The organism is Cyanobium gracile PCC 6307 (genome assembly GCF_000316515.1).
Classification (GTDB): Bacteria; Cyanobacteriota; Cyanobacteriia; order PCC-6307; family Cyanobiaceae; genus Cyanobium; species Cyanobium gracile.
This window is the reverse complement of sequence record NC_019675.1, coordinates 1016824-1029611: the sequence shown is the minus strand read 5'-3', so window position 1 is coordinate 1029611 and position 12788 is coordinate 1016824. Positions and strand designations below refer to the sequence as shown.

The window sequence follows — 12788 nt, the reverse complement described above, 5'->3', positions numbered from 1 at the left end:
CGCAGCCGCGTCGCCCCTGATGACCGCCACCCTCTCCTCCCCTGCTGCGGCGCCCCACCTGCGGGAAGACCTGCTGACCCCGCGGTTCTATACGACCCAGATCGCCAAGGCGGCTCGCACGGATCTGGAGCCCCAGCGGCCGGCCTTCGACGCCATGCTCGCCGAGATGGAAGCGGACTACAACCGGGACCATTTCGATCGCAAGGCACCACTGGACCGGCTCCGGGACCTGAGCCCCGAGGAGAAGGAGGCCTACGAGAGCTACCTGGTGCGCTCCTGCGTGTCGGAGTTCTCCGGTTTCCTGCTGTTCAAGGAGCTCTCCCGCCGGCTGTTCCAGGCGCAGCGTCCCGAGATGGGGCGGCTGTTCCAGCTGATGGCCCGCGATGAGGCCCGCCATGCCGGTTTCCTGAACCGGGCCCTGGTGGCCGAGGGCATCGAGATCGACCTGCCCAGCCTCAGCACCAAGCGGCCGATCACCTGGTTCCCCCTGAGCTGGGTGCTCTACAGCGTCTTCCTGTCGGAGAAGATCGGCTACTGGCGTTACATCCTCATCGACCGCCATCTCAAGGCCCACCCCGACAGCAACTTCGCGCCGCTGTTCGATTTCTTCGAGCCCTGGTGCCAGGACGAGAATCGCCATGGCGACATCTTCAACATGCTGATCCGCTGCTGGCCGGCCCTGCGCCAGGGGCTGCGCGGCAAGCTGCTCAGTCGCTTCTTCCTGTGGTCGGTGTTTCTCACCCACAGCCTCACGGTCTGTGAGCGCGGCGAGTTCTATCGGATCCTGGGCATGGACCCGGAGTCCTTCGACGCCGAGGTGATGCGTCAGACCAACCGCACGGCCCGCCGTGCCTTCCCATGGGTGTTCGATCTGGAGTCCGGCGGTTTCATCGCCCTGCGGGACCGCCTCGTCGCCTGCTTCCAGGAGATGGGGGCCGCCCGCCGCCAGGGGGCCGGCCCCCTGCAGCAGCTCGGCCTGCGGCTGCGCTTCGGCGGGCTGCTGTGGCGGCAGTTCTGGCAGCCGATGGTGCGGGTGGATGCGGCATGAACTGCGCCTATCGCGACGCCTACAGCCGCATCAACGCCCTGGTGATCGTGGGTGAGGGCCTGGCGGACAGCCATTTCCGCCTGCTGGCCGGCCTCCTTCCGGAGGACCGGGACGACCTGATGCGGCTCGCCGCCATGGAGGGGCACCATGCCCGCGATTTCTCCGGCTGCGGCAAACAGCTGGGGATCCGCCCGGATCTGCCGCTGGCGCGGCGCCTGTTCGCACCCCTGCATCGGCTGTTCCGTGAGGCGGTGAGCAGCGGCGACCGCGTCAGCGCCCTGGTGATCCAGTGCCTGATCGTGGAAAGCTTCGCCGTGGCCGCCTACCGCTGCTACCAGCCGGTGGCCGATGCCTATGCCGCCCCGATCCTCCAGACGGTGCTGGACGATGAGGCAGAACACCTCGACTACGGCGAGCGTTGGCTGGCCGTCCGCTTCCCCGAAGTGGCGGCTCCGATCGCGGCTTGCTGCGAGCGGGCCGTTCCGATCGTGCTGGCGGTACTCAACGCCGTGCGTGCCGATCTCACCGCCATCGGCATCGATCCGGCCGAGCTGGTGGGCGAGTTCGTGGGCTGCTTCCAGGCGGCGATCGAGATGGTCGGCTTCGAGCCGCGCCAGGCCCGGGGGCTGGTGGCGCGACTGGCGGGCCAGGCGGTGGCGGTGGGGGTGTAATCGCCACCACGACGGGGTTAGCAGGTCCATGGCTAGGTCTGGCTTTTCGTCGCCCCGTCATGACCTCCACAGGTTTCGCCGCCACGCCGGCGGCGGCGGCCCTTCCCGCCTTTGAGGACAACAGCCTCACGATTGGCCACACGCCGCTGGTCCGACTCAATCGCGTCGTCGGTGAGGCCAAGGGAATCGTCTACGCCAAGATCGAAGGACGCAATCCCGCCTATTCGGTGAAGTGCCGGATCGGAGCGGCGATGGTGTGGCAGGCGGAAAAGGACGGTCTGCTCGGTCCGGGCAAGGAAATCGTCGAACCCACCAGCGGCAATACAGGCATCGCCCTCGCCTTCGTGGCCGCAGCGCGGGGGATCCCGATCACCCTCACGATGCCGGAAACCATGAGCCTGGAGCGGCGCAAGCTGCTCATCGCCTACGGAGCGAAGCTGGTGCTCACCGAGGGTGCCCGGGGCATGGCCGGTGCGATCGCCAGGGCCCAGGACATCGCCGCCTCCGATCCCCATCGCTATGTGCTGCTGCAGCAGTTCGCCAATGCAGCCAACCCACGCATTCACCACGACACCACGGGACCGGAGATCTGGGCCTCCACCGGCGGTCGCGTGGCGGCACTGGTGGCAGGCGTCGGCACCGGCGGCACGATCACCGGCGTCAGCCAGTACATCAAGCGAACGCTCGGCGAGCCCCTGGTGTCGGTGGCCGTGGAGCCCGTGGAGAGTCCGGTGATCAGCCAGACGCTGGCGGGACAGCCGCTTCAGCCTGGGCCCCACAAGATCCAGGGGATCGGGGCTGGATTCGTCCCAGCCAATCTGCATCTCGATCTTGTTGACAGGGTTGAACAGGTCAGCAGTGCTGACGCTGTGGTCTTTGCGCGGCGCCTCACCCGCGAAGAGGGGATCCTGTCAGGCATCTCCAGTGGCGCCGCCGCTGCAGCGGCGGTGCGGCTGGCCCATGAGGAGGCCTTTGCCGGTCGGACGATCGTGGTGGTGCTGCCGGATTCCGGCGAACGCTATCTGAGTTCAGCGCTCTTTGAAGGACTCTTCAATGAGCATGGCCTGGCGCTTTGATTGAAGTCGCAGGTACCCATCGATGTGGCTGAAACTACGTTGTCAGGCACACCAATCAAGGGATGATCAATGGATCACGCAGCGGCCACATGTCTCTTCTGCATGGCTCGGATTTCCTTCAGAAAGCGGCGGCGGCGCGCTTGCAGATCCGGGAGGTTGATGCCAAGGGCGTGAAGCACCTGATCGCTGATGGAGCCACAGTGATCGATGTCCGTGAAGCAGAGGAGTTTGAAGCTGGGCACATCCCTGGTGCCATCAATGTGAGGTCTTCAATCCTCTCCCAGCAGGCCCCGAGGATTCTCAAGGATCAAGCCCATTCGCTGGTGGTGGTCTGCGCCGGTGGCAACCGAAGTGCAATCGCAGCCCTCGAACTGCAGGCTCTCGGTTACACAGCCGTGGCCTCGTTGCAGGCTGGACTGCGTGACTGGCCTGATGCGTTGGTGCGTCCCGTAGCCGCTGGATGCTGACGTGATCACATCTGTGCATACCGATCGCCCCATCTCCCTTCTCGATGAGCATGAAGGCATGGGAGATCACGACTTGAATCTGGCAGGAATAGTCGACTCTCTCCGTGCCATTCGGGTGCAGTCTCCACTCCTCTGGCAACATCCGAACACCCTGGTTCCCCTGCCTTCAACCCATGCTCTCAAAAAGGTACTCGTCGGCCTGAGAGCCTCCCTCTATCCCCATCGCCTGGGGTTGCCGGAGCCCGATCTGATGGGTGTACCAAGCTCTTCGACGGCCACTGACTGCTTCATTGGCCATACCCTCGACACCAGCCTTCGGGAACTTCGTCATCAGGTCCGGATTGAGCTCGAGGCCCGTCGATCCTTGCCCCATGGAGATAGGCAGGATCCGACTCTTGATCAGCAGGCCACGGACATTGTTTACGCGTTTGCTCACCAGCTTCCGCATATCCGTTCCCAGCTCGATTCCGACCTCCATGCGGCGTTCCGAGGCGACCCTGCCGCCAGCAGCATCGAGGAGGTGCTTGTCTGCTACCCAGGGATGAAGGCCATCACCGACCATCGTTTTGCCCATGCCCTTCACAGGCTCGGCGCACCAGTGGTGGCTCGCATCATTGCTGAACTGTCCCATTCCGCCACGGGCGTGGATATTCATCCCGGCGCTGCCATCGGTGACAGCTTCTTCATCGATCATGGCTCAGGCGTTGTGATCGGCGGGACGTCCATCATTGGCAAGAATGTGCGTCTCTATCAGGCTGTCACCTTGGGGGCCAAGCACTTCCCAGTCGATGAGCATGGACATCTGGTTAAGGGTGAGCCCCGACATCCGATCGTTGAAGACGATGTCGTTATCTATTCTGGAGCAACGATCCTGGGCCGTGTAACCATCGGAAAAGGATCCACGATCGGTGGGAATGTCTGGTTGACAAGCAGCGTCCCGCCAGGCACCACCATCACCCAGGCCAAGGCTCTCTCTGAGACCTTTGGAGAGGGGGGAGGTATTTAAGTGATCCCATGAGTGGCTCCCTGATAGGACGTGATGTCTTGCTCTCCAATTTCTGAGGGCCAGTGCACCACTGACTGTCTCCTCCAGGGCGATAGGAATGCTCTGTGGCTTGTTGATTCTAGTCCTGTCAATTTTTGATTGAACATCCATGGCAACCAGCAAATCCTCCCATCTCGCTTTAGGTGATGCAGCGGCACGCCAGCTGGCGAATGCCACCAAAACGGTCCCGCAGCTGCTCGGCATCTCGCCGCGTTGGTTGGTGCCGATGCTGTCCTGGGTTGGAGTTGAGGCCGGGATCTATCGCGTCAACAAGGTCAAGGATGAGTCACGAGTGCTCACGGCATGCTCACAGCGAGATGAGATCGATCTCCCCGAAACCTTCGTCGATTATGAAGAGGAGCCCCGTGAGTACTTCCTCAGCGCTGTTACAACGACGGTGGATATCCATACGCGGATTTCTGACCTCTACAGCAACCCCCATGATCAGATCCAGCAGCAGCTGAGGCTGGCCATTGAAACGATCAAGGAGCGCCAGGAAAGTGAACTGATCAACAACAAGGAGTATGGGCTTCTCAATAACGTCATTCCATCCCAGCGTCTTCAGCCCATCAGTGGTGTCCCCACCCCTGATGATCTCGATCAACTGATCACCAAAGTGTGGAAGCAGCCGGCCTTCTTCCTGGCGCACCCCCGTACCATTGCCGCCTTCGGCCGGGAATGCACCCGTCGCGGTGTTCCTCCGGCGACGGTCACCCTCTACGGCTCGCCCTTCATCACCTGGAGGGGCCTGCCGATCATCCCCAGTGACAAGCTGAAGATCGAGGCGGGGCGCAGCAGCATTCTGTTGTTGCGCACCGGTGAAGCGCGACAGGGGGTGGTGGGTCTGTACCAGCCAGGCCTCCCTGGCGAACAGGGCATGGGGCTGTCGGTGAAATTCATGGGCATCGGACGCAAGGCGATCGCCTCCTATCTGATCTCGCTTTACTGCTCACTGGCCGTTCTCACAGAAGACGCCATCGCCGTGCTTGAAAACGTTGAAGTGGACAAATTCCATCACTACCAGCATGACTACCGCTGATCACCATGGGGCCGGTGACGAGGCTGTCATTCCACATGGTTTCCCAAGTGAGGCGGAATTGGGTCGTCTGGCCCACCTGATCCAGGCCCAGCTGTCTGGCCATCCATCCCAACCCGTTGCATCCGTTGTCCAGCTCCCCGCTGCATCGGAGGGTCTTTCCTCAGACCCACCACTGAGCCAGGCAGATTCGGGAGGATCAGAGCTCCATGTGGATCGTCAACTGCGCGATGACGTCTCTGCAACCCATTTGTCTCCCCAAGCGGTGCCTGAACGGGCCGATCCACGCACACTGACCCCCTTCGCCATTGAGATTCCCCATTCCTTTCCTTCGTTGCAGGGGGTGATCAGCCAGTTCCCCGTGGCCATGGACCTGCCCTACTTCATGGCAGAGCGCGCCCCATCCCCCACTCGCCTCCCCACCTCGGAGGTGCCCCAACCCGAGGCCATGGCCGGGGCACCAGCGGGGCTCTCGCAGCTGGACCTGACCCAGCAGGCTTCCCACGCGGCACAACCCCTTGATCCGGCCTACCTGCGGCGCGACTTTCCGATCCTGCAGGAGCGCATCCACGGTCGGCAACTGGTGTGGCTCGACAACGGCGCCACCACCCAGAAGCCACTCGCGGTGATCGAGCGGCTGGAGCGCTTTTACCGCAGCGAAAACTCCAACATCCACCGGGCGGCCCATGAGCTGGCGGCGCGCGCCACCGAGGCCTATGAGCAGGCCCGCGCCACCTGTGCCCGCTTTCTGCATGCCGCCAGCAGCGAGGAGATCGTGTTCGTGCGAGGCACCACTGAAGGCATCAATCTGGTGGCGCAGTCGTGGGGTCGGCGGTACATCGAGACGGGTGATGAGATCGTGCTCACGCACCTGGAGCACCACGCCAACATCGTTCCCTGGCAGCAGTTGGCTCATGAGAAGGGAGCCCGGCTGCGGATCGCCCCAGTGGATGATACCGGCCAGGTGATCCTGGAGGCGTACGAGCATCTGTTCAACTCCCGCACGAAGCTGGTCGCCTTCACCCAGGTCTCCAATGCCCTGGGCACGATCCCTCCGGTTGAGGAGATGATCGCGATCGCCCATCGGCATGGTGCCCTGGTCTTGCTGGACGGGGCCCAGGGCATCGCCCACACGCCGGTGGATGTGCAGGCCCTGGACGTGGATTTCTATGTGTTCTCAGGTCACAAGATCTACGGACCCACCGGCATCGGCGTGCTCTACGGCAAGCGCGATCTGCTCCAGTCCATGCCCCCCTGGCAGGGGGGCGGCAACATGATCCGCGACGTCACCTTTGAGCGCACCCTCTACCAGGATCCGCTCCAGCGCTTTGAGGCCGGTACCGGCAACATCGCTGACGCCGTGGGTCTGGCCACGGCCCTGGAGTACGTGGAGCGGATCGGCATGCACGCGATCGACAGGGCGGAGCAGGCTCTGCTGGCCTATGCCACGCCTCTGCTGCTCGCCATTCCCGGCCTGCGGTTGTTCGGTCGTGCGGATCACAAGGCCGGCGTCCTCTCGTTCCTGCTTGATGGGCTGGCTCCCGAGGCGGTGGGTTCGGCCCTCAACCAGGCGGGAATCGCCGTCCGCGCTGGTCACCACTGCGCCCAGCCGATCCTGCGTCGCTTTGGCGTGGAAAGCACCGTGCGGGCGACGTTGGGTCTCTACAACACCCACACCGACGTGGATGCCCTGGTGGCTGCGCTGCGGCGGCTGGCTGCCTGAGCTGACGTCTCGGTGCAGGCCAAGGGAGGGGCGTTGCCGAGCGAACGGAAGTCGCGACCAACGAGCCCTGGGCCACGGTCGCTGTGCCCCTGATTCAGCCGTGAGAACGCCCTTGGATGCCGGGCCCCCCAGTTCGGCCAGCCAGGAGATCCGGGTAAGTCGTTGTAAGCATCGGTTCAAGATGGGGTGGTCAGGACTACATCAGAGTGCCATTTTATTCTTCCATTTCTGGATCAGGCTATGGAGTGCAATACTGCCGTTGTAACTGACACTACAATGGCCATGATTGCGATGACTCTTTGTGAAGTCAATGGGGGAAGATCAGTCCCTTGGTGACGAGAATGTCTGTACGCGATGAACCCTTCAGGTCGGATCATTCGGCCGGAGTGGTACGCGTACTTTTCAATCAACCTCATCCCCACATCGGGAGAAGTAGTCACTGTCATGACCTACGACGCTTTCACCAAGCTCATCGCCCAGGCGGATGTCCGCGGCGAGTTCCTCAATTCCGGCCAGCTGGATGCTCTCTCCGGCGTCGTCGCCGACAGTTTCAAGCGTCTGGATGCCGTGAACCGGATCACCTCCAGCGCCTCCACCCTCGTCACCAACGCCGCCCGCGAGCTGTTCGCCCAACAGCCCGCCCTGATCGCGCCCGGCGGCAATGCCTACACCCACCGTCGCGTCGCCGCCTGCCTGCGCGACCTTGACATCATCCTCCGCTATGTCACTTACGCGGTCTATCTCGGTGATGCTTCGGTGCTCGAGGACCGCTGCCTCAACGGCCTGCGGGAGACCTACCTGGCCCTCGGCGTGCCCGGAGCCTCGGTGGCCGAAGGCGTTCGCCTGATCAAGGGCGCGGCGATCGAACTGGTGCTCGACCGCAACGGCATCACCCAGGGGGACTGCTCCGCGCTGGCCTCCGAGATCGGCACCTACTTCGACCGCGCCGCCGCTGCCGTCAGCTGACGGCGTTCCACCCATTCACCTCCGCGATTCCTCCCGTCATGTCCAAGACTTCCCTCACCGAAGCCGTTGCTGCCGCCGACTCCCAGGGCCGGTACCTCAGCAACACCGAACTGAACGCCGCCTTCGGTCGCTACGAGCGCGCCAAGAATGCCCTTGAGGCCGCCAAGGCGCTCACCGCCAAGGCCGACGAACTCGTCAACGGTGCCGCCCAGGCGGTCTACAACAAGTTCCCCTACACCACCCAGCTGCAGGGCAACAACTACGCCTTCGACGCCCGCGGCAAGGCCAAGTGCTCCCGTGACATCGGCTACTACCTGCGTCACATCACCTACTCCCTGGTCGCCGGCGGCACCGGCCCCCTCGATGAGTACCTGATCGCCGGTTTGGATGAAATCAACCGCGCCTTCGAGCTCTCCCCCTCCTGGTACGTGGAAGCCCTGAACTACATCAAGGCCAACCACGGCATCTCCGGAGACCCCGGCGTCATCGCCAACAACTACATCGACTACGCGATCAACGCCCTGATCTGAAGATCACCTCACACGGAAGACCACCGGGGCCCCGCCAGGGCCCCTTTTTGATGGCGTTGCCGCCGGCAGGTTCCGGCCGGTTTCAGTGCTGCCTCGTCGCCCGGAAGCCCCGCTCCAGATCGGTGAGGAGGTCTTCCAGGGTTTCCAGGCCCACCGACAGCCTCACGAGGCCGGCTGTGACGCCGGTTTGCGCCAGCTGCTGTTCGTTCAGCTGGCTATGGGTTGTGCTCGCCGGATGGATGATCAGGCTTCGCACGTCGCCCACATTGGCGAGGTGGCTGAACAGTTCGGTGGCCTCCACGAAACGCTTGCCCGCCTCCAGCCCTCCGGGAAGCTCGAACGAAACGATCGCCCCCTGGCCCCTGGGCAGATAGCGCCTGGCTCGTTGGTGCCAGGGGCTGCTGGCAAGCCCAGGGTACACCACCCGAGCCACGTCCTGGCGGGCCTCCAGCCACTGGGCCACCGCCAGGGCATTGCTGCAGTGCCGCTCCAGGCGCAGAGAAAGGGTTTCCAGACCCTGCAGGAACAGGAAGGAGTTGAACGGGGTCACGGCTGGGCCGAGGTCGCGCAGCAGCGTGATCCGGGCCCGCAGGATGTAGCGGGCAGGGTGCAGGGCCTCCGGCAGCTGGCTGAACACCAGGCCGTGGTAGCTGGGATCAGGCGTGGTGAATTGGGGAAAACGCCCACTGGCTTCGTAGTCGAAGTGTCCCCCGTCCACGATCACCCCGCCGATCGCCGTGCCATGGCCACCGATGAACTTGGTGGCCGAGTGAATCACGATGTCAGCGCCATGCTCGAGGGGGCGAAGCAGGTAGGGAGTGGCGAGGGTGTTGTCGATCACCAGTGGAATCCCGCTGGCGTGGGCCACTTCGGCGACAGCCTCGAAGTTGAACACGTCGCCCTTGGGATTGCCGATGCTCTCCCCGAAGAAGGCCTTGGTGTTCGATCGGATCTCACGTCGCCAGGCTTCGCTGTCATCCGGATCGTCAACGAAGCTCACCTCGATGCCGAGCTTCGGCAAGGTGTAGGCGAACAGGTTGTAGGTGCCGCCGTAGAGGGAGGTGCTGGCGACGATGTGGCCGCCGTGTTCGGCCAGATTCAGCAGGGCGAGTGTTTCAGCCGCCTGGCCGCTGGCGGTGGCCAGGGCCGCCACGCCCCCCTCCAGATCAGCCACCCGAGCCTCGAAGGCCGCCTGGGTGGGGTTCATGATCCGCGTGTAGATGTTGCCGAGTTCCCGAAGCCCAAAGAGGTTGGCAGCGTGGTCGGTGTCGCGGAAGACGTAGCTGGTGGTCTGATAGATGGGTACCGCCCGGGCGCCGGTGGTGGGGTCCGGTGCTGTGCCGGCATGGATCTGACGGGTGGCGAAACCTTGGGTCATGAAGGGAACTCTGTTGATGGGGCGAATGATTGGGCGGAATGTCGGCGTGTCAGCGGGGGGCCCCGACGGCGGAGGCGGCCGGTACCTCGCGGAGCTCGCAGGTTTCCACCTGATAGATGAAGCCGTGGATGGGGATCCGGCCGGGCACCAGGGGATGCTCACGGATCCGTCTGACGTCCTCCACCACGCTGCGATCCAGGTCCTCAATCGTGAGCCAGTCGATATCCCCGGCGGCCTCCGATCCTGGCCCGGGGCCCACGTCCTCAAAGCCGTTGGGCCCGAGCACAGCCGTTTCCAGACTGCGGGACAGGAGCTCCGCGATCGTCTCACCGCTGAACAACTCCATGCCGCAGTTGCTGTGGTGAATCACGAACCACTCGTTGGTTCCGAGCAGTTTGTAGGAAATCACCAGTGAACGAATCGCATCATCACTGGCTCTGCCCCCCGCATTGCGAATCACGTGCGCATCCCCCTCCTGAAGTCCAGCGAATCTGGAAGGCAGCAGACGTGCATCCATACAGGTGAGCAATGCCACCTTCCGAGCCGGTGGAAGTGGCAGTGATCCTTTGTCTCCAAAGTTGGAAGCATACCCAGTATTGGCTTCCAGAATCGCGGTGTGTTCGCCCATGGTTGGCTTCAGGAGCAAGGGATCAATTCTCTTTCAAAGACCAGGGCTGATGAGTCGTCTAAGAAACACCCCGCAGGACAGAACGACGCTGCGGCAGGTGTTCTGCAATGGACAAAAAAAGGGAGAAAGGATAGAGATCCTCCCTCCCCCTTTGCCCAACCCTTCTCTTATCGAGAACCCCACCAGAGTGCACGAGTCGCCGGGACTGCCGCGTTGTCCTGACCACATGGTCGCTGCGCTGCGACTACACCTCTGCCGCTGCTCCGGAGCAGTGGGAGTTCCTGCTCTGGCCTGTCCTCGATGCTGGCTGGGGTGGCGAGCTGAAAGGCTCGTTGAACCTCCGCGGCGTCTGCTCCACGACCGCCTTGGTGGGGTGTCGCTCGGCTTCGCGCAGGCGCCCATCGCGGAAAAGCGGTCGTCTCACAGCGCATCCCCTCAGAATCCCGCCTCATCGAGCATGCCCCGCAGCACCTCGGCGCTGTGGCGCAGCTGCCCCATCTCCTTCTCGGTCAGGGCCATCTGCACCAGGGCGGCGGCGCCGCTGTCGTTGACGATCGTGGGCAGGCTGAGGCAGACATCGGGCAGGCCGTAATGGCCGTGGCTGCGGCTGCTCACGGTGAGCATCTGGTCCTTGCTGCGCAGCACCGCCTCGACGATCTCGGCAGTGGCCAGCCCGATCGCCCAGGAGGTGCTGCCCTTGAGCCGGATGATCGCGTCGGCGGCCTGGCGCACCTCGTCATGGAACAGCTCCTGAAGCTCAGGATCCGCCAGGGTGCGGCTGCCTTCCCAGCCCCCATCCACCAGCCCCGAGCCAGCCACCACCACCCGGCTCCACACCGGCACCTCCGAATCGCCGTGTTCGCCGATCACCCAGGCCTGGACGTCGTGGGGATCGATCCCCAGCCGGCGACTGATGGCCATGCGGAAGCGGGCGGAATCGAGCACGGTGCCCGAGCCGATCACCCGGTGGGCGGGGAAGCCGCTCAGCTGGCCGGCGATGTGGGTGAGCACATCCACCGGATTGCTCACCACCAGCAGCACCGCCCGGGGGCAATGGAGGGCGATCGGCGGCACGAGCTTGCGGAACAGGGCCGCATTGCGTTCGATCAGCTCCCGCCGCGACTGGCCCGGCTGCTGGGCCACACCGGCGGTGATCACGACCAGATCGGCATCCCGTCCCTCCTCCTCCACGCTCCCGGCCCGCAGGTCGGTGCGGGGCAGGAACGGCAGGCCATGGCAGAGGTCCATCACTTCCCCCTCCAGCCGGTCGTGGGCCACATCCACCAGCACCAGCTCCTCCTGGCAGCCCCGATGCAGGATCGCCACGGCGCAGGCCATGCCCACGGCGCCGCAGCCCACGATCACGACCTTGCGGCCGGGGAGGGTGCGCCCCCGCGCCTGGGCGCCGGTGGGCAGCAGCAGGTTGCAGAAAGGGGCGGCGGAGGCGTCGCCGACGGCCGGGGTGAGATCAGGCACCGGCGGCAGGGGCCTGGGGGTGGCTCGAACGGGTCGCTGCGATTGGGTTCGTTGCCGTTGGGTTCACTGCGCCTCCGCCCTGGGAATCAGGCCGTCAGCCCAACGGAAACACCGGCGAGCGTTGCTGTCACGGCCCCGGGACCACCGCTGGGGGTGTTCCCCGAGGCCAACGGCCGGACGCCCCCGGCGCCGGGATTCCTCCTCTAGGTCCAGGCGGCGCGAGCGGTGTTGGTGGCGGTGTCGGCGGCCGGCGCCCGGGGAGGCAGTGCTGCCGCCCGCTCCTGCAGCCAGCCTGCCGGCAGAGCGAGGCTGCCGGCGCAGCCGCCGAAGCGCAGCTGCAGCCAGGTGATCACCGCTGCATCACCGGCCACGATCGCTTCGATGGGCTCCTGTGGCCGCGTCTGCTTCTGGTCTTTCGCAGGGGGATGGCGAAAGGCCTGAGCCAGTCGCAGCTCCTCCACCAGCTCCGGCCCCAGGTACCAGAGCTCCACGTCCGCGCCCTTGCGCTGGCGGCGTTCCTCGACCAGTTCCCGCAGCTGGCCGTCCTCGCTGAGCTGGCCCCTTGGGGCCACCAGAAAGGAGAGGGAGCGCAGGGGCGCGGCGGGCGGGGCCTGGGTGGTGGTGGACATGGCGGAGCGGGGTGCGGAAGGGACGGAGGTGGGGAGTGGATGCGGCGGTTGCAACGAAATTGTTTCCATACAAGCATGGAACAACAGTACCGTTATACCGTAAGCAGCGCGCCCT

The 12788-nt window shown here is 64.4% G+C and carries 13 protein-coding genes; 9 read left to right on the top strand and 4 right to left on the bottom strand.

From position 1 onward, the window contains the following. Window positions 1-19 precede the first annotated feature (19 nt). The 9 genes from acsF (at window position 20) to cpcA (ending at window position 8562) form a co-directional block, all read left to right on the top strand. Window positions 20-1048 (top strand): magnesium-protoporphyrin IX monomethyl ester (oxidative) cyclase, encoded by a 1029-nt coding sequence (gene acsF, locus CYAGR_RS04890; RefSeq protein ID WP_015108674.1) that lies wholly within the window; start codon window positions 20-22, stop codon window positions 1046-1048. Then, the gene (locus CYAGR_RS04885) at window positions 1045-1719 is read left to right on the top strand and encodes a long-chain fatty aldehyde decarbonylase (protein WP_015108673.1); all 675 of its coding nucleotides are present in this window, start codon (window positions 1045-1047) and stop codon (window positions 1717-1719) included. The genes acsF and CYAGR_RS04885 overlap by 4 nt, the downstream gene beginning before the upstream one ends. Before the next feature lie 59 nt (window positions 1720-1778). Further along, window positions 1779-2795 carry a cysteine synthase A gene (gene cysK / locus CYAGR_RS04880; RefSeq protein ID WP_015108672.1) on the top strand — a complete coding sequence of 339 codons (1017 nt, stop codon included), beginning with the start codon at window positions 1779-1781 and terminating at the stop codon, window positions 2793-2795. An 89-nt stretch (window positions 2796-2884) separates the two neighbouring features. Next, window positions 2885-3262: a rhodanese-like domain-containing protein gene (locus CYAGR_RS16900; protein WP_071881550.1), complete on the top strand. Its 378-nt coding sequence runs from the start codon at window positions 2885-2887 to the stop codon at window positions 3260-3262. Between the two features lies 1 nt (window position 3263). Further along, on the top strand, window positions 3264-4268 hold the full coding sequence (gene epsC, locus CYAGR_RS16895; RefSeq protein ID WP_015108670.1) for a serine O-acetyltransferase EpsC: 1005 nt from the start codon (window positions 3264-3266) through the stop codon (window positions 4266-4268). A gap of 148 nt (window positions 4269-4416) precedes the next feature. After that, the gene (locus CYAGR_RS04870) at window positions 4417-5346 is read left to right on the top strand and encodes a family 2A encapsulin nanocompartment shell protein (protein ID WP_015108669.1); all 930 of its coding nucleotides are present in this window, start codon (window positions 4417-4419) and stop codon (window positions 5344-5346) included. A gap of 262 nt (window positions 5347-5608) precedes the next feature. Then, entirely contained in the window at window positions 5609-7066 is a 1458-nt protein-coding gene (locus CYAGR_RS04865) for a cysteine desulfurase (RefSeq protein WP_245552612.1), read from the top strand. Between the two features lie 444 nt (window positions 7067-7510). Beyond that, a complete protein-coding gene (locus CYAGR_RS04860) occupies window positions 7511-8032 on the top strand; it encodes a C-phycocyanin subunit beta (protein WP_015108667.1) in 522 nt (173 codons plus the stop codon). Between the two features lie 38 nt (window positions 8033-8070). Beyond that, window positions 8071-8562 (top strand): C-phycocyanin subunit alpha, encoded by a 492-nt coding sequence (gene cpcA, locus CYAGR_RS04855; protein ID WP_015108666.1) that lies wholly within the window; start codon window positions 8071-8073, stop codon window positions 8560-8562. An 82-nt stretch (window positions 8563-8644) separates the two neighbouring features. Here the strand turns inward: cpcA and CYAGR_RS04850 are convergent, their stop codons facing one another. From CYAGR_RS04850 to CYAGR_RS16340, 4 genes are all read right to left on the bottom strand, one after another. After that, a complete protein-coding gene (locus tag CYAGR_RS04850; protein WP_015108665.1) occupies window positions 8645-9940 on the bottom strand; it encodes a bifunctional o-acetylhomoserine/o-acetylserine sulfhydrylase in 1296 nt (431 codons plus the stop codon). Between the two features lie 49 nt (window positions 9941-9989). Continuing rightward, window positions 9990-10457 (bottom strand): beta-class carbonic anhydrase, encoded by a 468-nt coding sequence (locus CYAGR_RS04845; RefSeq protein ID WP_245552640.1) that lies wholly within the window; start codon window positions 10455-10457, stop codon window positions 9990-9992. A gap of 546 nt (window positions 10458-11003) precedes the next feature. Then, on the bottom strand, window positions 11004-12044 hold the full coding sequence (locus CYAGR_RS04840) for an L-lactate dehydrogenase (protein WP_015108663.1): 1041 nt from the start codon (window positions 12042-12044) through the stop codon (window positions 11004-11006). Between the two features lie 203 nt (window positions 12045-12247). Next, window positions 12248-12673 (bottom strand): hypothetical protein, encoded by a 426-nt coding sequence (locus CYAGR_RS16340; RefSeq protein ID WP_015108662.1) that lies wholly within the window; start codon window positions 12671-12673, stop codon window positions 12248-12250. Between the last annotated feature and the right edge of the window lie 115 nt (window positions 12674-12788).

Excerpts from the sequence above, each read along its gene's own strand:
- CYAGR_RS16340 (WP_015108662.1), bottom strand. The coding sequence starts at position 12,673 with ATGTCCACCACCACCCAGGCCCCGCCCGCCGCGCCCCTGCGCTCCCTC.
- acsF (WP_015108674.1), top strand. The coding sequence starts at position 20 with ATGACCGCCACCCTCTCCTCCCCTGCTGCGGCGCCCCACCTGCGGGAA.
- cpcA (WP_015108666.1), top strand. The coding sequence starts at position 8,071 with ATGTCCAAGACTTCCCTCACCGAAGCCGTTGCTGCCGCCGACTCCCAG.
- CYAGR_RS04850 (WP_015108665.1), bottom strand. The coding sequence starts at position 9,940 with ATGACCCAAGGTTTCGCCACCCGTCAGATCCATGCCGGCACAGCACCG.
- CYAGR_RS04870 (WP_015108669.1), top strand. The coding sequence starts at position 4,417 with ATGGCAACCAGCAAATCCTCCCATCTCGCTTTAGGTGATGCAGCGGCA.
- CYAGR_RS04885 (WP_015108673.1), top strand. The coding sequence starts at position 1,045 with ATGAACTGCGCCTATCGCGACGCCTACAGCCGCATCAACGCCCTGGTG.
- CYAGR_RS04860 (WP_015108667.1), top strand. The coding sequence starts at position 7,511 with ATGACCTACGACGCTTTCACCAAGCTCATCGCCCAGGCGGATGTCCGC.
- CYAGR_RS04845 (WP_245552640.1), bottom strand. The coding sequence starts at position 10,457 with ATGGATGCACGTCTGCTGCCTTCCAGATTCGCTGGACTTCAGGAGGGG.
- CYAGR_RS16900 (WP_071881550.1), top strand. The coding sequence starts at position 2,885 with ATGTCTCTTCTGCATGGCTCGGATTTCCTTCAGAAAGCGGCGGCGGCG.
- cysK (WP_015108672.1), top strand. The coding sequence starts at position 1,779 with ATGACCTCCACAGGTTTCGCCGCCACGCCGGCGGCGGCGGCCCTTCCC.